Source organism: Lysinibacillus sp. CTST325 (genome assembly GCF_054665055.1).
On record NZ_BAAFHO010000022.1, the window covers coordinates 1 to 21,849 of the forward strand.

Below are 21,849 nucleotides of genomic sequence, written 5' to 3' on the forward strand. Positions count from 1 at the left end.
CAAGTAAGTAAGATCCCTCAAAGACGATGAGGTAGATAGGTTCGAGGTGGAAGTGTGGTGACACATGGAGCTGACGAATACTAATCGATCGAGGACTTAACCAAAAAAGTTTGAACAATCAATGCACCGTTTATCCAGTTTTGAAAGAATAATTCTTTCAATATGTCTAGTGATGATGGCAAAGAGGTCACACCCGTTCCCATACCGAACACGGAAGTTAAGCTCTTTAGCGCCGATGGTAGTTGGGGGCTTCCCCCTGTGAGAGTAGGACGTCGCTAGGCACAAAGTAGCCACTGAGAAATCAGTGGTTTTTTTATTATTTTAAAAACTCAGTAATAAACCCCTAAAAAATGTTAGAATTTAATTGATCTAAATGAACAATTAAAGGGGTGTATTAAAATGGCAACAGGGTTATATAGTGAAAATGTTCAAATTGAAAAAGCAAAGCTACAGGAGTTTATTCAAAATAAAGAGCAATGGGCTGTACTAATACCCGGTTATTTACATCATGAATTTCCGAATGAACAAAATATGATTTGGGTATTTAAAGGGGATTTTGGCATTATCCAAAAAGCTGTAAAGGTTGAGCTTAAGAACAAGGAGGCAAATCCTAATCAAGTTATGTTTGATTTGGTAGGCTTGTCAGAGCCGATAAACGGTGACGGTTATTTTGAAATTACACAAGATCAGGATGGTACATGTCAGTTAGTAGGCAATTTAACAATGAAGGCAAGTGGTTTCTTAGCGGGGATGATGAATCCAATTTTAGAAAAGTTTGTACCTCAATTAGTAGAACAGCTAGTACAAGAGATGGCTATAAAGGCTAGTATCTAGTATGTTGATAGACTGGCGTTAAGTACATTTTAGGATAGTTTAGAAGAGTAGAAGGTCATTGCTATTAGGTGCAATGATCTTTTTGTATTCATCAGCAAAAGTAGTCCGAGGTGACATTATTTTAAAATGTTTACGAGTCGGAACTGAAATCACTCTATTACGTTATTCGCACTTATTATCTGGAATAACTTGACATATTATTTTGTAAAGTTAAAATTTGAGTAAACACTCAAAAAAAGCGGTGGTGAAAGGTTTGAGCTCAAAGAAGAATAGAATTTTGGAAGCGTCATTAGAACTTTTTACCAAAAAGGGCTTTACCGCAACGACTACTAAAGAAATAGCATTAAAGAGCGGAGTAGCAGAAGGGCTTATATTTTATTATTTTAAAGATAAAAATGAACTTCTTAATTATCTTATTCGTGGATTTTCATTTATTGGCTCTCTACAAAATGAGATAAAAGAGCTTTCAAAAATGGAGCCGTATCCAGCTTTAATTAAATTTGGCCATTTATATGCCAATTTTTTATCACATAATAAAAGCTTTTTAACTTTTATTTGGTCTCCAGAAATAGTACAGAACACGAATGTTAGTAAGGATATTGAAAATTTTATCAATACAATGGGAGAACAAGTCAGTTCATTTTTGATAAGAGCTTCTTCATGTACTGTAGAAAAAAAGACAATAAAAACAGCAGCTTCAATGTTTCTTTCAACAATTTTAACGCATGTTTTAGTTGAAGAAAGAAAAACAGATAAAATACCAATTGAAAATAATCATTATATTGAAGAGATAGCTATGGTTATTTTAAAAGGAATTTAAAATCCGGACGCATTTGATTATCTATAGCGAAAGTGGCAGCGTTAGAAATCAACTACACTTTATGATGAGGAGCTATTTTGGGGGAAACATTTGAGTGATTACTCAATATATTTTATAAGGAGGAATCATTATGGCACAATGGGTAGGCATTCAAACACTTATTTGGCTATTCCCTATTATGTTTATTCTTCATGATTTTGAGGAAATCATTATGGTCGAAAAGTGGCTAAATAAGAATTCTACTATTTTGTACGAAAGATTGCCGAAAAAAATTGCTGATCGAGTTATGAAACAGTTCTCGATGTCGACAGCACAGTTTGCGGTAGCAGTCATTGTAATATTCATGTTTGTAAGTAGTGCCACTTTTGTAGCAAATCAGTATGTGAATCAAGGGCCATTTGGAGATATCTACTTTTTCACTGTTGTTACGCTAGTCTACTTTCTACATGCGTTCACGCACCTTGCACAGTCTATTTTTCTTCGTTCTATTACACCCGGTGCACTCACATCTTTGATAATCGTTATTCCATATAGTTTAATTTTGTATCATTCGTTATTAGTCAATAATGTCATAACATGGAACATTATTTTTGTATGCTTGCCATTTTGCCTTTTATTGATCCCTATTGCATTACTAGCACATTGGATCGGAAAAAAGGTAATATGAATTTCACTTTATTTATATCCCTTCAGCAAATTTTTTTGTAACGTAAGTGTTATAATTAACTAAGAATATAACGGAAATGGGTGTTTTGTTTTGCAAAAGAAAAAGCCGATTGTAGAAGGGTTAGAGCACTTTCGTCAACAACAAAATATTTCCTTTCATGTCCCAGGCCATAAGCATGGAGAACTGTCCCATCTTCCTCAGCCATTTAAAGATGTAATGCGGTATGATGTTACTGAATTAGCAGGTCTTGATGACTTACATCACCCGGAGGAAATGATATTAGAGGCAGAAAACTTGTTGGCAGATACATATGGGGCGATGAAAAGTTTCTTTTTAGTAGGTGGATCTACAGTTGGCAATTTAGCGATGATTTATGCCACATGTAAAAAAGGGGATACGATTATTGTCCAACGTAATGCACATAAGTCTATATTTCACGCAATTGAGCTTGTTGGAGCAAAACCTGTATTTGTTTCCCCGCTATGGGATGAACGTACATTAACTGCAACACATGTTTCTTATAAAGATTTAAAAGATGCAGTTGATGATTATCCAGAGGCCCGTGCTGTCGTTTTAACGTACCCTACTTATTATGGTATGACATCTAAAGAAATGCAGCAGCAGATTGCGTATTGTCATGAGAAGGGTATTCCTGTTTTAGTGGATGAAGCACATGGAGCCCATTTTAGTGCATGTACTTTATTTCAACCATCAGCATTGACGTTTGGTGCAGATATAGTAGTACAGTCCGCACATAAAACATTGCCTGCTATGACAATGGCATCTTTTATGCATGTTAATTCTAACTTAATCGATGTCGATAAAATAAATCACTATTTACGAATGCTTCAATCTAGTAGCCCATCCTATCTTTTATTGGCATCTTTAGATGATGCACGCTATTATATACAGACATATATGGAGAGTGATGGTGCATATATAATAGAAAAAAGGAATCAATGGGTAGAGGCATTACGAGCTATTGGCTCTTTGGAAGTTATTGAGGTAGACGACCCTATAAAATTATTGTTACGTGTTGATGGTTATAGCGGTTTTCAATTACAAGAAGCGTTAGAAGCAAAGCACGTATATGCAGAACTAGCAGATGCGAATCAAGTGTTACTTGTTCTACCTTTGTTGAAACGTGGGCATAACTATCCATTTGCAGAAATACGTGTCCTTATTAAGGATGCTGTAACATTGTTATTAAGTATACCAAAGGCGGAAACAATAACTGTTTCACAAGCCGCCTATAATTTTGTGGCAATTACGGAACCAGCCTATACATTTGATGAAATTGAAAAGTCGGAAAAAGAATGGTTACCGTATATGCGAACAATGGGACGTATTTCTGCTAGTATGATTATTCCTTATCCACCAGGCATTCCATTGCTTGTTCCGGGCGAAAAAATAACAGTAGCAAAGCTAAGTCAGCTAGAGGAGTTACTGGCTTGTGGTGCAACATTCCAAGGAAATCACCGTTTAGAAGACAAGATGATTGAGATCATTAAATAGTTGGAGGCAATAACAGCATGAATTGCAATTTATTTATTACATTTGAAGGTCCAGAGGGTGCTGGAAAAACAACAGTTATTCAAAAAATAGCCGAGCGACTTGCAGAAGAAAATATTGATGTATTACCAACGAGAGAGCCTGGTGGTATTGAAATTGCTGAGAAAATTAGGAGCATTATTTTAAACCCTGAACATACAGCCATGGATGAGCGTACAGAAGCATTATTATACGCAGCAGCGAGAAGTCAGCATTATTTTGAAAAAGTACGACCTGCGTTGGATGCTGGTAAAACGGTTATTTGCGATCGATTTATTGATTCATCATTAGCATACCAAGGATATGCGCGAGGTATCGGCGTTGATGAAGTATTATCTATTAATGAGTTTGCAATCGGTAAGATGTTACCTGATATGACAATATTATTTGACCTTGCACCAGAGGTTGGTTTGGCGCGGATTCATGCTCATGGAGAGCGAGAAGTAAATCGCTTAGATGTTGAAAGTTTAGCTTTTCATAAGAAGGTTCGGGAAGGATATTTACAGTTAGTGGAGCGTTATCCCGAGCGTATACATGTCGTCAATGCGGATCAAAATATTGAGCGTGTTGTCGAAGATGTATGGTCATTAATATATGAAGCAATACAGTAAATGCATGAAGTTGTCTACCACAATGTGATATAATGGTAACATCAATAATCATTCAGCAATGTTTTCTGCGCGAAAGCGAAGCGACAGCAGCTGAATGAGGATAGATAAAAGGTAACTAAATTTCTTTAGATGAATTTTATCAAAGGGGTGAGTGCGAATGAAGTTAGTCGTAGCTGTAGTGCAAGATCAGGATAGCAGCCGCTTATCGAATGCTTTAACGAAAAATCAGTTTCGTGCAACTAAATTAGCGAGCACAGGAGGATTTTTACGCTCTGGAAATACGACGTTCCTTATTGGGACGGAAGACTCTCTCATACCCAAAGTTTTAGATATTATTCGTGATAATTGTCGAGCACGAGAACAAATGGTTGCCCCTGTTTCGCCATTAGGCGGGAATACAGATTCCTATATACCTTATCCTGTAGAGGTAGAGGTTGGAGGAGCGACAGTTTTTGTATTACCAATTGAACAGTTTCATCATTTTTAACTTCTTTCAGCAAATGCCTTTTGTAACGTAAGTGAAACGGCAGTTACAAAAGTCTCCATCTCTATAGGTGGTGAGACGAAATGCGGGTTTAAGCTACTTTTCAGCGGGTGTACAAACATCCGCTGAAATAGAGGAACTCAGTCTAAGAACGCCACGTCCTGTGGCGACGACTGAGTGACCAACTTCGTGTTGGCCTAAAGCTTCCGGCGGATGTCACGGAAATCGGAAAGAAATTCATAAAGGATGTTAGTCTAAAATCATCGCACATCCATGCGATAACGGCTAACTGACCTGTATCGGTAAAAACGCCACGTCCTGTGGCATTACCGAAATGACCGACATCGTGTCGGCCCTCACGCAGGCCTAAGCACAAAAGCCGATTCCGGACGCAATTATGCCACGTTGAATGAGAAGTAAAACACATTATATATATTTGATAAAGAAGGCAAGTGGGGGCGAAACAGCTTGAAGATCAATCAAGATATACGTGTCGGGTTAAATACTAATCGTAAAGAGCCACTGCATAACAATAATCAAAATAACCGATTTGGAGATATGGTCGTCAAGCAAGGCACCAAATTACAGACTGAACAGCTTACACGATTGCTAGGAGATATTTCTACAGCAGGTGATCGTGTTGCAAGATCACGTAATTTACGAGAACTTGCTCGTTTTAAAATGCTTGTTAAACGATTTCTACAAGAAACAGTAGAGCATGGTATGGATTTAAAGCAATCACATACTTGGAATCGTTTTGGTGAAGGAAGACGCTTGAAAATAATCGAAACTATTGATACGCGTCTTGTAGAGCTTGCACAAGATATTTTAGATGAAGAAAAGGAAGCAATTGACCTTCTTGATAAAATCGGTGAGATTAAAGGCTTATTAATTAATTTGTATATGTAAAACCCGTGTCTCGTTCTCTTGTAGGCGCGGGCTTTTTTCAAATGTATTCAGCAGCCAAATTTATTTGTTGAATGACATAAACTAATCTATCTGCTCTAAAACTGCAGATATTTCTGTACTAAAATTGAGCAATAGGAAACAATTATGCTATGAGTGTAATTGATATAGGAAGGAATTTAAATATATGGCCAAGAATGTTGAAGAGCTATTCACACTACAACCAGTCGTAATGAAGCAGCTTCAAACGATTTTTGACAAAAATAGATTAGCACATGCATACATTTTTGATGGCGAAAAAGGGACAGGCAAAGTAGATATTATGCAGTTTTTTGTCAAATTAATGCTATGTGAGCAACCAAGTCAAAATGTTCCATGTGAAACATGTCGAAATTGCAGACGTGTTGATTCGGGTAATCACCCAAATATTCATCAAATTTATCCAGAAGGTCAATTTATAAAAATTGATCAAATACGTGAATTAATTGCAGAAATGAAGATGATGGGTGTTGAAGAGGGACGTAAGATTTATGTACTTCATCATGCAGATCGTCTCAATATTGCATCTGCAAACATGATACTTAAATTTTTAGAGGAACCAGAGGGTGAAGTAACTGCAATTTTGCTAACGGAGCAAATGCAGTCAATTTTACCGACGATTCGTTCTCGCTGCCAGCATATTAAATTCCAAAAAATGCCCCGACATTTATTATTAAAGCATTTGCAAGATAGCAACATTTCTTACTCGATGGCTTCTACAGTGAGCATGATGACGAACGAGCTCGAAACAGCTATGATTTTAGCGAATGATGAGCAGTTTGCACATGCTCGAAAAACAGTGTTAAAATTAGTAGAGGCAATTCGTCAGAATGTACATGAGGCAATGCTTGTTGTACATGAAGAATGGTTGCCACTGTTTAAAGAAAAAGGCGAGATGGAGCAGGCATTAGATTTACTACTATTTGCTTACCGTGATATAGTGTCAATAAAAGCTAATCCCGAAGCAGCTTGTACTTACCCAGACATGTTACAAACATTTAAAGAAGCTGCGCTACATTCGACTTATGAACGTCTATCTAGTCAAATGGAGTCTATTTTACAGGCACGTTCATCTTTACAGCGTAACATGAATAGGACGTTAATGATGGAGCAGTTAATGCTAAATCTGCAGGAGGGATATACATTTGTATAATGTAGTGGGAGTCCGTTTTAAAAAAGCGGGTAAAATATATTACTTTGATCCAGCATCATATCTACTTGAGGACAGCCAATATGTCATTGTAGAGACAGCTCGCGGTGTAGAATATGGTAAAGTAGTTGTCCCCCAAAAGGTTGTTGGGGATAATGATGTTGTATTACCACTTAAACAAGTTCTACGACCAGCGGATGAACGTGATCGTATCCAAGTAGAGGAAAATGCAGCCGAATCAAAGCACGCATTTGAACTAGCAAGCGCAAAAATCATTGAGCATAATTTAGAAATGAAGCTCGTTGATGTTGAATATACATTTGATCGTAATAAAATCATCTTTTATTTTACGGCTGAAGGACGCGTTGATTTCAGAGATCTTGTAAAAGATTTAGCTTCGGTTTTTAGAACACGTATCGAACTTCGTCAAATTGGTGTTCGTGATGAGGCGAAGCTGTTAGGTGGTATTGGTCCATGTGGCCGGATGCTTTGCTGCTCAACGTTTTTAGGAGATTTTGAACCGGTTTCTATTAAAATGGCTAAAGATCAAAACTTATCTTTAAATCCATCTAAAATTTCAGGTCTTTGCGGTCGTTTAATGTGCTGCTTGAAGTATGAAAATGATGAATATGAGGAAGCAAAAGAGGGCATGCCAGACGTTGGTGAGATGACGATGACACCAGATGGTCGCGGTAAAGTTGTAGGTTTAAATGTACTGGAAAGACTCATTCAAGTATATTTACAAGAGCAGGAGCGCACAGTCGAGTATACATTAGAAGAACTGCTAGCATGCGAAAAAAATCTTATTTAAGATAGAGAATTGGACGAGGTGGCTTGGGTGAAGGACCGTAATTTCTTAGATACCGTTATGGAGTTCGAACAACAGCTCGAAGCAATGCAGGAGCAATTTGGTGCATTGAAACAATTTGTAGCGTTAATGATGGAGGAGCATAAGGCACTCGAAACAGAAAATCATCACCTTCGTACACGTCTAGAAGAACTACTTTCTAATGAAAACCCTGTACAGGCTTTTGATGAGAAGAAAGAGAATCCGTTAGATATTGGCGAAGGTTATGATAACCTAGCACGTTTATACCAAGAAGGCTTCCATGTTTGTCATGTTCATTTTGGAAGTTCCCGTAAAGGTGAAGACTGTCTGTTTTGTCTATCATTTTTAAATAAACAAAATGTGTAATAGAAGGCTGATTCCCACTATAGTGGTGTCAGTCTTTTGTTTTGTATAGTAGGAGGAAGAAACATGGAAAATTGGTTGAAGGGTGATGAACGATTAGACTATTTATTAGCTGAGAATTTACGTATTATTCAAAGTCCCTCTGTCTTTTCGTTTTCATTGGATGCAGTGCTACTTTCTAAATTTGTCAATGTCCCATATCATAAAGGAAAAATTGTTGATTTGTGCTCAGGCAATGGTGTAATCCCACTTTTTCTAAGCGCCAGAACGAAGGGACATATTACAGGAGTAGAAATTCAACCTCGTTTATTTGATATGGCTGAGCGAAGTATCCGTTACAATAAGTTAGAAGAACAAATTCATTTGGTCCTTGGTGATGTGAAGGAAATTCCTAAGGAGCTTGGTATTGAAAAATATGATGTTGTAACCTGTAATCCGCCATATTTTTTAGCACATGAAGCTAGTGATAAAAATTTAAGTGAGCATTACGCTATTGCACGTCATGAACTATATTTAACGTTAGAGGAAGCAATACAATCAGCAAGTAAATTATTAAAGCAAGGCGGAAAGGCAGCTTTTGTTCATCGTCCTGGTCGATTATTAGATATTGTTACGGCAATGCGTGCAAATCGTTTAGAGCCTAAACGTATGCAACTTATTTACCCGAAAGAAGGTAAGGAGGCCAATACACTATTAATAGAAGGAATTAAAGACGGTAAGCCCGATCTGAAAATATTACCGCCCCTGTATGTTTATAATGCGAATAATGAATATACAGCAGAAGTGAGAGAAATCCTTTATGGAAAAGAGCAATAGTCATTATTTTTATGTGTTAGAGTGTGCCGATCAATCCTTTTACGCTGGCTACACGAATAATGTAGACAAGCGTGTCGCTGTGCATAATGCTGGTAAGGGAGCAAAATATACGAGAGCGCGAGGACCAGTGGAATGTATTTATGTAGAGGAATTCGATACAAAACAAGAGGCGATGCGTGCCGAATATGCTTTTAAACAGCTAACACGAAAGCAAAAAATGAAATATATAGGGAGGGATGACGCATGAAATCTCAGAAAAGTACAATGCACGGTCATACAGGTTGTTTATATTTAGTGGCAACGCCTATTGGTAACCTAGAGGATATGAGTGTACGTGCGCTACGTATTTTAAAGGAAGCAGATATTATTGCTGCCGAGGATACACGTAATACAAAGAAGCTATGCAACTACTTTGATATTGATACACCACTGATAAGCTATCATGAGCATAATTTAGAGGTGGGGGGAGAAAAGCTATTAGCCTTCTTACGTGAAGGAAAAACAGTCGCATTAGTTAGTGATGCTGGTCTACCTTGTATTTCCGATCCTGGTGCAGATATAGTCGAAAAAGCAATCAATCAAGACTTTCCAGTTGTGCCGGTGCCAGGTCCCAATGCTGCAATATCAGCATTAATCGCTTCTGGATTAACACCGCAGCCATTTTTCTTTTATGGATTTTTAAATCGAGGAAAGAAGGAACGTCGACAGCAATTAGAGCAACTAAAAAAACGTCAGGAAACCATCTTGTTTTATGAGGCTCCACATCGTATAAAGGACACTTTGAAAGATATGGAAGCTATTCTTGGTAATCGTCGAATTGTATTAGCTCGCGAGTTAACTAAAAAATTCGAAGAGTTTTTACGTGGTACGTTGGCTGAAGCAGTGGAATGGTCACAAACAGAGGAAATTCGAGGGGAATTTTGTATTGTCCTTGAAGGAAACGAGAATGCCGAGGAAGAAAGTAACGAAGAAGCCTATTGGATGACAATGTCTGTCGTTGAACATGTTGATTATATTATTAATGATACAGGCGTTACATCAAAAGAAGCTATAAAGGAAGTAGCAAAACTACGTCAAGTAGCTAAGCGAGAAGTCTATAATGAATACCATAGTTAATGGAAAGAAAGAGGTTGCCTAAATAGGGCGACCTCTTTTTTGTATATCTATTCAACTAGATGACTCATCACAATAACGTGAGGTTGATTTCCGTTCCGGCTGGGCGCTTTGCCGCTGACGCTTCGCTTTCGCGCAGATAAAACATTTGTTGTTGCTGTCGCTACGCTTTCGCACAGAGCAAAGCTTCCTGGGGCGTCCGTTGAGCCACTTGGGCCAACACGATGTTGGTCACGAAGGCGTTATCACAGGACGTGATGGTTTTAGCCTTCGTTCCCCTATCGCTTATCCCCAAGGAGTCGCCTAGCCTCTACTCCAATCAACTTATCTTCATAGTTTTACAAATGTCACGCCTAACCTTTAGCGATGAGCACATAAATCATTTAAATTGATAATAATTGTAAAAAATAGTATCATTGATCATAAAAGGTCTGACATGGACATTATAAGGGATCAAAAGTTGGGTATATTATATTTATCTTCTATTGAATGAAGATAACGGCTACGGACGCAATCAAGCCAAGGCGAAATTGATAAAAAAACACCTAAATCACTGTGCGAGATTTAGGTGTGTATATCAAATTATTTTTTTAAGTTAGTTTGGATTTCTTTCACTAACATTTCTGCGCCTTCAGGGCTTAAAATTAATTTGCCTCCAACTAGACGGAAGTTATCATCAGAAACTTCACCAGTTACAGCACATGTCATATTTGGCATATATTTTTTTAAGATGATTTTGTCATCATCCACATAGATTTCTAAAGCGTCTTTTTCTGCAATACCTAATGTACGGCGAAGTTCGATTGGAATTACTACACGTCCTAATTCATCGACTTTACGAACGATTCCTGTTGATTTCATAATTATTTTTCCTCCTAATGTTAAAAAGTTATATTGGTATTTCGTCAAATTTCGACATAATTTCCTTGTCTGATAGTTATCATACCAAGTAATGCCATAAACGTCAATTAATTAATACACTAATATTATTGTTTTAAAAAAATTTTTTGAGGAGAAAACAGATATTTTGCTTATTTTAAAAGGTTTTTATTATATATTTTAATTTATAGTAAAAAAGCTTCTCTTTTAAGACATTAAATGGATTGATTCTATCATTCGACATTTTTCGCGTATAAGAAACTATTAATCAATTATGCCTCGGCATAATTCCGTGACATCCGCCGGAGGCTTTAGGCCAACAAATGTTTTTTGCGCGAAAGCGAAGCGACAGCGGCAACAGCACCGATGTTGGTCACTCAGGCGTTTTCACAGGATGTGAAGGTCTTAGCCTGAGTTCCTCTATCGCAGCGGGTGGTTGGACACCCGCTGAAAGAAGTTGAAACGAATTTCGTACTTAGTTAGAATAGATAGTATACTGTGAAACAATGGAGGCAGTTCTTGTGAGCGAACAAAACAAAACATTCTATATAACAACCCCTATTTATTACCCAAGCGGGAAATTCCATATTGGTACTGCGTATACAACTGTAGCATCAGATACAATTGCACGTTATAAACGTTTACGTGGTTATGATGTACGTTTTTTAACTGGAATGGATGAGCATGGGCAAAAAATTCAAGAAAAAGCTGCAGAAGCGGGCAAACATCCCCAAGAATACGTGAATGAAATTGCAGATGCTGCGAAAAAACTTTGGGCATTAATGGACATTTCATACGATGACTTTATTCAAACAACGCAAGAGCGTCATACGAAAACTGTCGAAAAGATTTTCCAAAAGTTTTTAGATAATGGTGATATTTATAAAGGTGAGTATGAAGGTTCATACTGTACACCATGTGAATCATTCTTTACTGAGACACAATTAGTAGATGGTAACTGCCCAGACTGTGGTCGCCCTGTACACAAAGTTAAAGAGGAATCTTACTTCTTTAATATGAAGAAATACGCAGATCGTCTATTAGCTTATTATGAAGAAAACCTTGATTTTATTGAGCCTGAATCTCGAAAAAATGAAATGATTAATAACTTCATTAAACCAGGGTTAGAAGATTTATCTGTTTCAAGAACTTCATTTGATTGGGGCATCAAAGTTCCTGGAGACCCTAAACATGTAATTTATGTATGGGTAGATGCCTTAACGAACTATATAACGTCATTAGGTTATCTTTCAGAGGATGAAACATTATTCAATAAATATTGGCCGGCAGATGTACATGTAGTTGGTAAAGATATTGTTCGATTCCATACTATTTATTGGCCAATTTTCTTAATGGCGCTAGATTTACCACTTCCGAAAAAAATATTTGCCCATGGTTTTATAATGATGAAAGACGGTAAAATGTCTAAATCAAAGGGCAATGTTATTTATCCTGAAATGTTAATAGAACGTTATGGATTAGATGCGACACGATATTTCCTATTACGTGAGTTACCATTCGGATCTGATGGTGTATTTTCGCCAGAATCTTTTGTTGAACGTACAAACTTCGACTTAGCAAACGATTTAGGCAATTTATTGAATCGTACTATTTCAATGATTAATAAATATTTCGACGGCATTATTCCAACTGAAAATCTTCAGTCGACAGAATTTGATGCAGCTTTAAAAGAACAAGCTGAGTCGGTACGTATTAAATATGAAGAAAGTATGGAAAAAATGCAGTTTAGTGTCGTATTAGCAGACGTATGGACACTTGTTTCGAGAACGAATAAATATATAGATGAAACTCAACCGTGGGTGCTAGCAAAAGAGGAATCAGATAAGCCAAAATTAGGAGCTGTTATGCGAAATTTGGCGGAGAGTTTACACCAAATTGCTGTCATGTTGCAACCATTTATGACATCTACTCCCAAACGAATTATTGAACAATTAGGTTTAGATGACAAATTCTTAGCATGGGAAACAATTGAAACATTCGGCAATATTATTCCAGCAAACATTAAAGTGGTAGAAAAAGGTATTCCGATTTTCCCTCGTTTAGAGAGTGAAGTTGAAATTGCGTATATTCGTGAAGAAATGCGTGGCTCAGTGAAAACTCCACAAGTGGAAGAAACAAAAAATGAGAAAAAAGCTGCAGAAATTCCAGAAATTCCTGAAATTACTATTGATGATTTTATGAAAGTTGATTTACGTGTAGCTACTGTAACAGCGTGTGAAACTATTCCGAAGGCGGACAAATTATTAAAGCTTCAAGTGGATCTTGGATATGAGCAACGACAAGTAGTTTCAGGTATTGCAAAGTATTATTCTCCAGATGAATTAATTGGTCAAAAAGTGATTGTAGTCACTAACTTAAAGCCGGTTAAATTACGCGGTGAATTATCACAAGGAATGATTCTAGCTGGTGAAAAAGATGGGATTTTAAAATTAGCATCGGTTGATTCGAAACTAGAAAACGGCGCAAAAGTAAAGTAATAAATTTTAGGAAGGCCTGCTGAATGTAAAAAGTTCAGCAGGCTTTTAAAATCCGTTTTGAAAATGAGTGGTTTATTATCTTGAAATAATTTATGCGCGCTATTCATCGGATTTTTTTAGGTATATAGTAACAAGCGTGGTGTTTGAGGTTATGAGTAATGTTATAATACTAAATTGTTTGTAACAAAAATGTAACACTGATGAAAAATATGAAATAATAATTTTTAATAAAATCTATGTTAGGAGAATGACGATGTTTATTGATACACATGTACACTTAAATGCAGATCAGTATGAAGAAGACTTACAAGAGGTTATAGATAGAGCTCTTGAAGCCAAAGTAGAAACAATGGTTGTCGTTGGTTTCGACCACAAAACTATCGAAAAAACAATGCAACTGGTTGAACAGTACGATTTTGTTTATGGTGTCATTGGCTGGCACCCGGTTGACGCCATTGATTGTACAGAAGAGGATTTAAATTGGATTGAGGAATTAGCTGCACATCCGAAAATTGTGGGTATTGGTGAAACGGGGTTGGACTACTATTGGGATAAATCCCCGAAAGATGTTCAACAAGCACTTTTCCGCAAGCAAATTCATTTAGCGCAAAAGCTGAATTTACCAATCATTATTCATAACAGGGATGCTACTGGAGATGTTGTACAAATTTTACGTGAAGAAAACGCTGCTTCCGTGGGAGGCGTTATGCATTGTTATAGTGGCAGTGTAGAAACCGCACAAGAATGTATTGCTATGAATTTTATGATTAGTCTTGGTGGGCCGGTGACATTTAAAAATGCACGAATGCCGAAAGAAGTGGCGACAGAAATACCTTTAGAACATTTGATGATTGAAACTGATGCACCATATTTAGCACCTCATCCATATCGAGGAAAACGTAATGAGCCAGCTTTAGTGCCATTAGTTGCAGAAGAAATTGCTCGTTTAAAAGGATTAACGATTGAGGAAATTGCACAAGTAACGACAGCCAATGCGAAAAAATTTTTTAGGATTGACAATTAACTAGCTGAGATGCCTCCAATACTGAGTTTGTGGTTGGCTAAAAAGGTAATGTCAATTTTCTTTGAAATACATTCGGGTTGACAGTGCCAAATCTAGTACGTATAATCCAACTTTGTATTAAGGAGGCGTTTTTTCATGTCAAATAATTCCATGAAAAACTTGTTCTTAGGATCATTGAGGAGTAAGCAAACAGTGATAAGCATTATTTCACTTGTCCTGTTTGTATCTGTAATTTCTTTTGTACTTTATCAAGGTACTAAAAAGTCCGTAACGCTTGATGCGAACGGAGAAACAATCGAAGTAACAACACATGCCAAAACTGTAGAACAATTATTACAAGATCAAAATATAGACGTAGCAGAGCATGACAAAATATCACCCTCTCTGAACACCAAAATTGTTAATGGATTAGCAATTTCATGGGAACAGGCAAAAGAAGTAACTATTTCAGTTGATGGAAATCAGTCAAAAGTTTGGACAACTGAAACACAAGTGAAAGACATTTTGAAAGAAGCAAATATTGAAGTATCAGAGCATGACTCATTAGTTCAAGGTCTAGATACAAAAATAGGAGCAGACAACAAGATCGATATTCAAAAAGCGTTTCAAGTATCGCTTGTCGATGGCGTAAACGAGAGACAAGTATGGTCCACTTCGACTACGGTCGCTAACTTTTTAAAACAACAAGGAATTCAACTAAATGAATTCGATCGTGTCGAGAATAACCTGAAGGACGTAATCACTCCACAGAGTAAAATCACAGTAGTTCGCGTAGAAAAGGTTATCGATGTAGTGGAAGAATCTTTAGATTTCGCAATTGAAAAGAAGCAGGATGCTTCATTGCAAAAAGGAAAACAAAAAGTTGTAACAGCAGGCCAAAAAGGATTAATGACTAAAACGTACGAAGTCGTAAAAGAGAATGGCCAAGTTGTAGCTAAAAATCTACAATCAGAAAAAGTTGTAAAAGAATCGCAAAAGCAAGTGGTTGTAGTAGGTACTAAAACTGTAGTAGCTAGTGCTGCGACTGTATCACGTGGTTCATCAGAGCCAGCTAGTGGTAAAGAATTTTATGTAACGGCAACCGCTTATACACCTAATTGTAACGGCTGCTCGGGGATATCTGCCACTGGAATTAATTTAAAATCAGGATCTGGGTTGAAAGTAATAGCTGTAGACCCTTCTGTTATTAAGCTTGGTTCAAAAGTTTGGGTTGAAGGCTATGGAACAGCTATTGCAGGAGATACTGGTGGTGCAATTAAGGGTAATCGGATCGACATACTTGTACAATCTGAATCCCAAGCTAGTAATTGGGGAGTAAGGAAAGTGCGTATAAAAGTATTAAATTAAAAAAATTGTAAAATTAATCAAAAATGTTTTTCACTATTAGTAGCTTTCCTGTTTTGACTGGCGGGAAAGCTTTTTTATTTTTTTAAGTAATTTATCCTGAAGGATCAACAATAGCAAAATCAGGGGAGAATATTATAAAAAGGTGAATAGCCGTGTAATTCTGTACAATCGTACAGTGCAGTTGTAAAATGGTCTGAAGATAAGGTAGAAAAGAGGAGCCTTTTTGCAAATAAAAGAAATCATTGTTGTTGAAGGAAAAGATGATACAACAGCTATTAAGCGAGCTGTACAAGCAGATACTATAGAAACAAATGGGTCGGCTATTTCAGAGGAAACACTGAAGAGAATTCAACATGCACAGGATAAAAGAGGTGTTATTGTTTTTACTGATCCAGATTATCCAGGACGTCGAATTCGTTCCATTATCGAGGAGCGTGTAAAAGATGTAAAACACGCTTTTTTACCGAAAGCCAAAACAATTGCGAAAAACGGTAAAGGACTAGGCATTGAGCATGCAGCAGATGAAGATATACGCGAGGCACTGCAACATGTCTATACCCCTAATGAGGATGAGCCAACAACAGATGATATCACGCTCGAAGATTTAATGACGGCACATTTAATTGGTCATCCACGGGCGAAGACTCGACGTGATCGTCTTGGAGAAATTTTGAATATTGGTGCAACAAACGGCAAACAACTTCATAAAAGATTGAAAATGTTTCAAATTACAGAAAAGCAATTTGGTGCGGCAATCGCACAGTTAGATCAGGAGGAAAACGATGCATAAGGATATTGCAACACCAATTAGAACACAGGAAATTTTAAAAAAATATGGATTTTCATTTAAAAAAAGCTTAGGTCAAAATTTTTTAATAGATCCGAACATTTTACGAAATATTGTTAGTCATGCAAATTTAACAGAAAATAGTGGTGCAATCGAAATTGGTCCTGGCATTGGAGCATTAACAGAGCATTTAGCAAGAAGTGCAAAAAAGGTTGTATCTTTTGAAATTGATCAGCGATTATTACCTGTATTAGAAGACACACTTAGCCCATATAATAATGTAACTATTGTACATTCAGATGTTTTAAAGGCGGATGTTGCTAAAGTAATTCAGGAAGAGATGCCAGGAATTGAGGATATTATGGTTGTAGCGAACTTACCTTATTATGTAACGACACCGATTTTAATGAAATTACTTAATGATCGTTTGCCGATTCGCGGTTTCGTTGTCATGATGCAAAAGGAGGTTGCAGATCGTATTACAGCTAAACCTGGAACGAAGGAGTACGGTTCTTTATCAATTGCGATTCAATATTATGTAAAGGCTGATATTGCCATGACGGTACCGAAAACTGTTTTTATGCCGCAGCCAAATGTGGATTCTGCAGTAATCCGTCTTATTAAGCATGATGAACCTCCAGTAAACGTGATTGATGAGGATTTTTTATTCGTAGTTACTCGTGCGTCGTTTGTACAACGACGAAAAACGATCTTCAATAATTTACAATCAGGTTTACCAAATGGTAAGGTACACAAAGAAAAAATTATGGATGCTTTAAAAGCGGTAAATATTGAACCAACACGTCGAGGAGAGACCCTAAGCATTCAAGAGTTTGGAAAATTAGCCGATGAACTATACCCTACATTTGCAAAGTAAAAAATTTTTGTTAACTTTTTTGAGTATAAGTAAAAAAAACATGTCTTTTTTATGAAAAATAAGTTGACAATATTTATTAGAGGCTGATAAAATATTATATTTTGTTGACATTTTTGGGCGAATCGCTTATACTATTTATTAGTGAGGTGTAAGCGAAAATGCCAAAAACTTTAGCGGACATTAAAAAGTCGTTGGATTGTCATTTGGGTAAACGTTTGCAGTTAAGAGCAAACGGAGGTCGCAAGAAAACGGTCGAGTGTGCAGGGGTATTGCGTGAGACATATCGCGCTATCTTTGTGGTTGAGCTTGATCAAGAGGACAATACGTGCAAGCGCGTATCGTATAGTTACACAGATATTTTAACTGAGGCAGTAGAGATTACATTTTTAGACGAAGCAAAAGCTGCTATCGCAAAATAGTTTCTAGTACTTATTTCTATATTTTGAAACACTCATGTATAAAAACTACATGAGTGTTTTGCGTTTTCTGGGGCATACTAAAATCGTCAGTTGTTAAGGAGGAGTTTATATGCCTAGAAAAGGTATCATGTCACCTCGTTTAAAGGAAGAGATCGCTAAAGAGCTTGGATTTTATGATGTTGTGCAACGAGAAGGCTGGGGCGGCATAAAAGCTCGAGACGCCGGCAATATGGTCAAACGTGCCATCGAAATGGCTGAAAGAGCAAGTAGTGAGCAAGAGAATAATAAGTAGCCTCTTTGTGAAAATAGACCACTTATTATTTTGAAACTTCAATTACAGGGATGAAAACTTCCTGTATACACAACAACACGACTGACGAAAGAGAACCGTTACACCAAATAGGGGTATACGGTTCTTTTTTTCCATTTTCGCATTCCTATTATGGTAAAATAAAATGAATAATCTTATGAAAGATGAATGACAGGTTTATCTTCATTCAGAAAATGTTTTATATAGCGAAGTGAACGCCAGCTACTGATGTTTTGTAACAGTTACAGAAGACTCCTACATCTAAAGGCAGACAAAGTGTAATTTCTATTCAGTGTGTATTAAAATATCAAACTGAATGATCTGTCAGATGTTACGGTTTAAAGGACAAGCTAGGAGGTTAGCCTAACTTTATGCATGATGCGATAAGGCTTACTAACCTTCATCGGTAGCTTTAATTTTAAAATTAGGAGCATTGTTTATCTGTGCGAGGGCGAAGCGTCAGCCAATTGCGCTAATGTGTAATTGATAAGTGTAGCTATAAGGAGGAAGAAAGATGCTTTATGTAAAGGCGCCTGCAAAAATAAATTTAACATTAGATGTACTTTATAAAAGACCAGATAATTTTCATGAGGTAGAGATGGTCATGACAACTGTGGATTTAGCTGATCGTATTTGCTTAGAATCTCGAGAAGATGGCGTAATTGAAATAATTTCTACTGATAATTTCGTGCCAAATGATCACCGAAATTTTGCTTATCAGGCAGCGCGTCTAGTTAAAGATACATACGGCATTGGACAAGGTGTATCCATTACTATAGAAAAGGAAATACCAATCGCAGCAGGGTTAGCAGGTGGCAGTAGCGATGCGGCTGCTACACTGAAGGGTTTAAATGAGCTGTGGAATTTAGGGTTATCTATAGATGAGTTAGCTGAATTAGGTGCGAAAATTGGTTCGGATGTTTCATTTTGTGTCTATGGTGGTACAGCATTAGCAACGGGGCGTGGAGAAAAAATTCAGGAATTGCCTGCGCCACCAAACTGTTGGGTAGTCTTAGCTAAGCCTAAAATAGGTGTCTCTACTGCAGAAGTGTATGGAGGATTAAAGGTTGAAGGGTTAGAACATCCAAATACGAAGCAAATGATTCATGCTATTGAAACGGAAGATTATGAGCTACTATGTGCATCGTTAGGAAATGTTTTGGAAACTGTAACTTTTAAGCTACATCCAGAAGTAGTCATGTTAAAGGAACAAATGAAACGCTTTGGAGCAGATGCAACATTAATGAGTGGAAGCGGTCCGACGGTGTTTGGTTTAGTGGATAGTGAAGCTCGAGTGAGCCGAATTTATAATGGTTTACGTGGTTTTTGCGAAGAAGTATATGCCGTTCGGATTTTAGGTGAGCGAAATACGCTTGCTTAAAACCGCAAATTTATGTTAATTTTACCTATAAATATTCGTGTTTAGGAGAGGGTCGCATGAAATGGAAGCGTAGTGAACGACTAGTTGATATGACGTACTATTTACTAGAACATCCACATCAGCTGATCCCGCTAACTTATTTTTCTGAACTATATCAATCTGCAAAGTCTTCTATTAGTGAAGATTTGACGATTGTAAAAGAAACTTTCGAAGAAAAAGGAATCGGGTTATTGATGACAGTACCGGGCGCTGCAGGAGGAGTTAAGTATATTCCTAAAATGTCCGAGGCTGAGGTCCGTTTAGTTATTGATGATTTAAAGGCGGAGCTTGAGCATTCAGATCGTTTGTTACCAGGCGGTTATTTATTTATGACGGACTTACTCGGCAATCCAGATTTAATTAATCGAGTTGGAAAGGTATTTGCATCCGCATTTGCTGATCAACAAATTGACGTCATAATGACTGTCGCAACAAAGGGGATTTCTATTGCCCACGCGATTGCAAGACATTTAAATGTACCAGTTGTTGTTGTCAGAAGAGATAGTAAGGTAACTGAAGGCTCTACAGTCAGCATCAACTATGTATCTGGTTCTTCCAGAAGAATTCAGACAATGGTATTATCAAAAAGAAGCATGAAGAGTGGACAACGAGTGCTTATTACTGACGACTTTATGAAGGTCGGTGGTACAATGAATGGCATGAAAAATCTATTAGAGGAATTTGACTGTCAGCTAGCAGGTATTGCAGTGCTTGTAGAGGCTGAGCATGCAGACGAAACTTTAGTAGATGATTATTATTCACTAGTAAAGCTTCATGAGGTCAATGAAAAAGACCGTACAATTGCATTAAGTGAAGGTAACTATTTTTCTAAAAGGGGAAATGACAAATGAAAGTAGTAGCAACAACAAATGCACCAGCAGCAATCGGACCATATTCTCAAGGGATTATTGTAAATGGCATGTTTTATAGCTCAGGTCAGATCCCACTAACAGCAACAGGCGAATTAGTGGAAGGCGATATCACCGTTCAAACAAATCAAGTATTTGCAAATTTAAAAGCAGTTTTAGCTGCTGCTGGATCATCTTTGGACAATGTTATTAAAACAACCGTTTTTATGAAGGATATGAATGACTTTGTTGCAATGAATGAAGTATATGCTAGCCACTTTGGCGAACATAAACCAGCTCGTTCAGCAGTAGAGGTTGCACGTCTACCAAAAGATGTGAGCGTAGAAATTGAAGTTATTGCCATCGTTAAATAAGAATTTTTTAAGCTCACTAAAAGAGAGTGATTAGCTCTTTTAGTGGGTTTTTTTATTTTCATTCAGCAAATGTTTTTTGTAGCGTAAGTATAACGTCAGCTACAGATGTTTTTTGTACGAAAGCAACAATCGCTGATAAAGATAACAAACTTGCTCATAAAACTCCAAAAAGTAAACTCGTTTTACTGTGAAACGTTGGAATCGTTAACCCACAATTACGTTCAAAGTCATACCAAACTGAAATGGCAACTGACAAACAATTGTCAAAATTAAAGTAAATTAAAGGAAATATTATACTAATAAGTATTCAAATTTTTTAGATAATTTGATAGACTAGAAAAAGGAAAATATTCGGTAATAAAGAATATTATGTTTTCATTTAGGCATCTAAGAAGAGAGGTGGTGAGAAAATGGAAGTTACTGATGTAAGATTACGTCGTGTACAGACGGATGGTCGCATGCGTGCGATTGCTTCCATTACACTTGACAATGAGTTCGTAGTTCATGATATTCGTGTGATTGATGGCAATACAGGTTTGTTTGTTGCTATGCCAAGTAAACGAACGCCAGACGGTGAATTTAGAGATATTGCGCATCCTATCAATTCTACTACTCGTAATAAAATCCAGGAGATTATTTTAAACGAGTACCATAATTCAAGCGAGGTAGAAGCAACAGAAAAAGCAGAAGAATTAGAAGGAATTGGCGTATAGTTAAAAAGAGCTCTTCGTAATTGGAGAGTTCTTTTTATTTTGAGAATAAGAGAAAATGAGCAGTTTTAGGACGTACATATTAACATTCGAGCATAAGGTGCGTTTGATTTAGGAATTCATCTTTTTGTCAAGTCAACATGCCTTGAAAATAGATGGATTTTGCTATATAG

General features: G+C 37.0%; 27 protein-coding genes and 2 rRNA genes. 27 read left to right on the top strand and 2 right to left on the bottom strand.

The window, feature by feature from the left end:
• The 8 genes from ACYQ73_RS26530 to ACYQ73_RS26565 form a co-directional block, all read left to right on the top strand.
• Positions 1-104: ribosomal RNA gene (locus ACYQ73_RS26530) — 23S ribosomal RNA — on the top strand; the annotation flags it as partial.
• A 61-nt stretch (positions 105-165) separates the two neighbouring features.
• Positions 166-281, top strand: a 5S ribosomal RNA gene (gene rrf / locus ACYQ73_RS26535).
• A 118-nt stretch (positions 282-399) separates the two neighbouring features.
• Positions 400-834, top strand: coding sequence for an SRPBCC domain-containing protein (locus ACYQ73_RS26540; RefSeq protein ID WP_460015201.1), 435 nt, complete (start codon positions 400-402; stop codon positions 832-834).
• A gap of 253 nt (positions 835-1,087) precedes the next feature.
• Positions 1,088-1,654 carry a TetR/AcrR family transcriptional regulator gene (locus ACYQ73_RS26545; protein WP_460015202.1) on the top strand — a complete coding sequence of 189 codons (567 nt, stop codon included), beginning with the start codon at positions 1,088-1,090 and terminating at the stop codon, positions 1,652-1,654.
• A gap of 130 nt (positions 1,655-1,784) precedes the next feature.
• Positions 1,785-2,321 carry an HXXEE domain-containing protein gene (locus ACYQ73_RS26550; protein ID WP_460015203.1) on the top strand — a complete coding sequence of 179 codons (537 nt, stop codon included), beginning with the start codon at positions 1,785-1,787 and terminating at the stop codon, positions 2,319-2,321.
• 90 nt (positions 2,322-2,411) lie between these two features.
• A complete protein-coding gene (locus ACYQ73_RS26555) occupies positions 2,412-3,836 on the top strand; it encodes an aminotransferase class I/II-fold pyridoxal phosphate-dependent enzyme (protein WP_460015204.1) in 1,425 nt (474 codons plus the stop codon).
• A gap of 17 nt (positions 3,837-3,853) precedes the next feature.
• The gene (gene tmk, locus ACYQ73_RS26560) at positions 3,854-4,483 is read left to right on the top strand and encodes a dTMP kinase (protein WP_460015205.1); all 630 of its coding nucleotides are present in this window, start codon (positions 3,854-3,856) and stop codon (positions 4,481-4,483) included.
• A gap of 157 nt (positions 4,484-4,640) precedes the next feature.
• Complete coding sequence (locus ACYQ73_RS26565) at positions 4,641-4,970, top strand: cyclic-di-AMP receptor (RefSeq protein ID WP_049667342.1); 330 nt, start codon at positions 4,641-4,643, stop codon at positions 4,968-4,970.
• A 142-nt stretch (positions 4,971-5,112) separates the two neighbouring features.
• On the opposite strand, the gene ACYQ73_RS26570 is transcribed toward ACYQ73_RS26565, so the two are convergent.
• Entirely contained in the window at positions 5,113-5,343 is a 231-nt protein-coding gene (locus tag ACYQ73_RS26570; protein WP_460015206.1) for a hypothetical protein, read from the bottom strand.
• A 92-nt stretch (positions 5,344-5,435) separates the two neighbouring features.
• On the opposite strand from ACYQ73_RS26570, the gene ACYQ73_RS26575 reads away from it, so the two are divergent.
• The 7 genes from ACYQ73_RS26575 to rsmI all read left to right on the top strand — a co-directional run bounded on the left by ACYQ73_RS26575 (position 5,436) and on the right by rsmI (position 10,186).
• Positions 5,436-5,876 (top strand): YaaR family protein, encoded by a 441-nt coding sequence (locus tag ACYQ73_RS26575; protein WP_132364275.1) that lies wholly within the window; start codon positions 5,436-5,438, stop codon positions 5,874-5,876.
• Positions 5,877-6,060: 184 nt separating this feature from the next.
• Positions 6,061-7,065: a DNA polymerase III subunit delta' gene (holB, locus tag ACYQ73_RS26580; RefSeq protein WP_460015207.1), complete on the top strand. Its 1,005-nt coding sequence runs from the start codon at positions 6,061-6,063 to the stop codon at positions 7,063-7,065.
• Entirely contained in the window at positions 7,058-7,873 is an 816-nt protein-coding gene (locus ACYQ73_RS26585) for a PSP1 domain-containing protein (protein WP_460015208.1), read from the top strand. Before holB ends, ACYQ73_RS26585 begins: the two co-directional genes overlap by 8 nt.
• 27 nt (positions 7,874-7,900) lie before the next feature.
• The gene (yabA, locus tag ACYQ73_RS26590) at positions 7,901-8,257 is read left to right on the top strand and encodes a DNA replication initiation control protein YabA (protein WP_460015209.1); all 357 of its coding nucleotides are present in this window, start codon (positions 7,901-7,903) and stop codon (positions 8,255-8,257) included.
• Positions 8,258-8,320: 63 nt separating this feature from the next.
• A complete protein-coding gene (locus ACYQ73_RS26595; protein WP_460015210.1) occupies positions 8,321-9,070 on the top strand; it encodes a tRNA1(Val) (adenine(37)-N6)-methyltransferase in 750 nt (249 codons plus the stop codon).
• Positions 9,054-9,317 carry a GIY-YIG nuclease family protein gene (locus ACYQ73_RS26600; protein ID WP_460015211.1) on the top strand — a complete coding sequence of 88 codons (264 nt, stop codon included), beginning with the start codon at positions 9,054-9,056 and terminating at the stop codon, positions 9,315-9,317. Before ACYQ73_RS26595 ends, ACYQ73_RS26600 begins: the two co-directional genes overlap by 17 nt.
• Positions 9,314-10,186: a 16S rRNA (cytidine(1402)-2'-O)-methyltransferase gene (gene rsmI, locus ACYQ73_RS26605; RefSeq protein ID WP_460015212.1), complete on the top strand. Its 873-nt coding sequence runs from the start codon at positions 9,314-9,316 to the stop codon at positions 10,184-10,186. Before ACYQ73_RS26600 ends, rsmI begins: the two co-directional genes overlap by 4 nt.
• Before the next feature lie 579 nt (positions 10,187-10,765).
• Here the strand turns inward: rsmI and ACYQ73_RS26610 are convergent.
• Entirely contained in the window at positions 10,766-11,044 is a 279-nt protein-coding gene (locus ACYQ73_RS26610; RefSeq protein ID WP_068986577.1) for an AbrB/MazE/SpoVT family DNA-binding domain-containing protein, read from the bottom strand.
• A 341-nt stretch (positions 11,045-11,385) separates the two neighbouring features.
• On the opposite strand from ACYQ73_RS26610, the gene ACYQ73_RS26615 reads away from it, so the two are divergent.
• From ACYQ73_RS26615 to spoVG, 12 genes are all read left to right on the top strand, one after another.
• Positions 11,386-11,523, top strand: coding sequence for a hypothetical protein (locus ACYQ73_RS26615; protein ID WP_460015213.1), 138 nt, complete (start codon positions 11,386-11,388; stop codon positions 11,521-11,523).
• A gap of 60 nt (positions 11,524-11,583) precedes the next feature.
• The gene (metG, locus tag ACYQ73_RS26620; protein WP_460015214.1) at positions 11,584-13,560 is read left to right on the top strand and encodes a methionine--tRNA ligase; all 1,977 of its coding nucleotides are present in this window, start codon (positions 11,584-11,586) and stop codon (positions 13,558-13,560) included.
• Positions 13,561-13,813: 253 nt separating this feature from the next.
• The gene (locus ACYQ73_RS26625) at positions 13,814-14,584 is read left to right on the top strand and encodes a TatD family hydrolase (protein WP_460015215.1); all 771 of its coding nucleotides are present in this window, start codon (positions 13,814-13,816) and stop codon (positions 14,582-14,584) included.
• Between the two features lie 135 nt (positions 14,585-14,719).
• A complete protein-coding gene (locus tag ACYQ73_RS26630; protein WP_460015216.1) occupies positions 14,720-15,931 on the top strand; it encodes a ubiquitin-like domain-containing protein in 1,212 nt (403 codons plus the stop codon).
• Positions 15,932-16,154: 223 nt separating this feature from the next.
• Positions 16,155-16,721 (top strand): ribonuclease M5, encoded by a 567-nt coding sequence (gene rnmV / locus ACYQ73_RS26635; RefSeq protein ID WP_460015217.1) that lies wholly within the window; start codon positions 16,155-16,157, stop codon positions 16,719-16,721.
• Positions 16,714-17,595: a 16S rRNA (adenine(1518)-N(6)/adenine(1519)-N(6))-dimethyltransferase RsmA gene (gene rsmA / locus ACYQ73_RS26640; protein ID WP_460015218.1), complete on the top strand. Its 882-nt coding sequence runs from the start codon at positions 16,714-16,716 to the stop codon at positions 17,593-17,595. The genes rnmV and rsmA overlap by 8 nt, the downstream gene beginning before the upstream one ends.
• A 158-nt stretch (positions 17,596-17,753) precedes the next feature.
• Positions 17,754-18,014 (top strand): biofilm formation stimulator Veg, encoded by a 261-nt coding sequence (gene veg, locus ACYQ73_RS26645; protein ID WP_049667356.1) that lies wholly within the window; start codon positions 17,754-17,756, stop codon positions 18,012-18,014.
• A gap of 109 nt (positions 18,015-18,123) precedes the next feature.
• The gene (locus ACYQ73_RS26650) at positions 18,124-18,306 is read left to right on the top strand and encodes a small, acid-soluble spore protein, alpha/beta type (protein ID WP_323651183.1); all 183 of its coding nucleotides are present in this window, start codon (positions 18,124-18,126) and stop codon (positions 18,304-18,306) included.
• Between the two features lie 532 nt (positions 18,307-18,838).
• Positions 18,839-19,705: a 4-(cytidine 5'-diphospho)-2-C-methyl-D-erythritol kinase gene (gene ispE / locus ACYQ73_RS26655; RefSeq protein ID WP_460015219.1), complete on the top strand. Its 867-nt coding sequence runs from the start codon at positions 18,839-18,841 to the stop codon at positions 19,703-19,705.
• 56 nt (positions 19,706-19,761) lie between these two features.
• A complete protein-coding gene (purR, locus tag ACYQ73_RS26660) occupies positions 19,762-20,595 on the top strand; it encodes a pur operon repressor (protein ID WP_132364310.1) in 834 nt (277 codons plus the stop codon).
• The gene (locus tag ACYQ73_RS26665) at positions 20,592-20,966 is read left to right on the top strand and encodes a RidA family protein (protein WP_460015220.1); all 375 of its coding nucleotides are present in this window, start codon (positions 20,592-20,594) and stop codon (positions 20,964-20,966) included. Before purR ends, ACYQ73_RS26665 begins: the two co-directional genes overlap by 4 nt.
• Before the next feature lie 410 nt (positions 20,967-21,376).
• Positions 21,377-21,679 (top strand): septation regulator SpoVG, encoded by a 303-nt coding sequence (gene spoVG, locus ACYQ73_RS26670; RefSeq protein ID WP_460015221.1) that lies wholly within the window; start codon positions 21,377-21,379, stop codon positions 21,677-21,679.
• The last annotated feature ends 170 nt before the right edge of the window (positions 21,680-21,849 follow it).

Excerpts from the sequence above, each read along its gene's own strand:
- tmk (WP_460015205.1), top strand. The coding sequence starts at position 3,854 with ATGAATTGCAATTTATTTATTACATTTGAAGGTCCAGAGGGTGCTGGA.
- ACYQ73_RS26610 (WP_068986577.1), bottom strand. The coding sequence starts at position 11,044 with ATGAAATCAACAGGAATCGTTCGTAAAGTCGATGAATTAGGACGTGTA.
- ACYQ73_RS26615 (WP_460015213.1), top strand. The coding sequence starts at position 11,386 with ATGTTTTTTGCGCGAAAGCGAAGCGACAGCGGCAACAGCACCGATGTT.
- ACYQ73_RS26630 (WP_460015216.1), top strand. The coding sequence starts at position 14,720 with ATGTCAAATAATTCCATGAAAAACTTGTTCTTAGGATCATTGAGGAGT.
- purR (WP_132364310.1), top strand. The coding sequence starts at position 19,762 with ATGAAATGGAAGCGTAGTGAACGACTAGTTGATATGACGTACTATTTA.
- rsmA (WP_460015218.1), top strand. The coding sequence starts at position 16,714 with ATGCATAAGGATATTGCAACACCAATTAGAACACAGGAAATTTTAAAA.
- ACYQ73_RS26625 (WP_460015215.1), top strand. The coding sequence starts at position 13,814 with ATGTTTATTGATACACATGTACACTTAAATGCAGATCAGTATGAAGAA.
- ACYQ73_RS26540 (WP_460015201.1), top strand. The coding sequence starts at position 400 with ATGGCAACAGGGTTATATAGTGAAAATGTTCAAATTGAAAAAGCAAAG.
- ispE (WP_460015219.1), top strand. The coding sequence starts at position 18,839 with ATGCTTTATGTAAAGGCGCCTGCAAAAATAAATTTAACATTAGATGTA.
- ACYQ73_RS26665 (WP_460015220.1), top strand. The coding sequence starts at position 20,592 with ATGAAAGTAGTAGCAACAACAAATGCACCAGCAGCAATCGGACCATAT.
- ACYQ73_RS26595 (WP_460015210.1), top strand. The coding sequence starts at position 8,321 with ATGGAAAATTGGTTGAAGGGTGATGAACGATTAGACTATTTATTAGCT.
- ACYQ73_RS26600 (WP_460015211.1), top strand. The coding sequence starts at position 9,054 with ATGGAAAAGAGCAATAGTCATTATTTTTATGTGTTAGAGTGTGCCGAT.
- ACYQ73_RS26565 (WP_049667342.1), top strand. The coding sequence starts at position 4,641 with ATGAAGTTAGTCGTAGCTGTAGTGCAAGATCAGGATAGCAGCCGCTTA.
- rsmI (WP_460015212.1), top strand. The coding sequence starts at position 9,314 with ATGAAATCTCAGAAAAGTACAATGCACGGTCATACAGGTTGTTTATAT.
- spoVG (WP_460015221.1), top strand. The coding sequence starts at position 21,377 with ATGGAAGTTACTGATGTAAGATTACGTCGTGTACAGACGGATGGTCGC.
- ACYQ73_RS26650 (WP_323651183.1), top strand. The coding sequence starts at position 18,124 with ATGCCTAGAAAAGGTATCATGTCACCTCGTTTAAAGGAAGAGATCGCT.
- holB (WP_460015207.1), top strand. The coding sequence starts at position 6,061 with ATGGCCAAGAATGTTGAAGAGCTATTCACACTACAACCAGTCGTAATG.
- ACYQ73_RS26550 (WP_460015203.1), top strand. The coding sequence starts at position 1,785 with ATGGCACAATGGGTAGGCATTCAAACACTTATTTGGCTATTCCCTATT.
- veg (WP_049667356.1), top strand. The coding sequence starts at position 17,754 with ATGCCAAAAACTTTAGCGGACATTAAAAAGTCGTTGGATTGTCATTTG.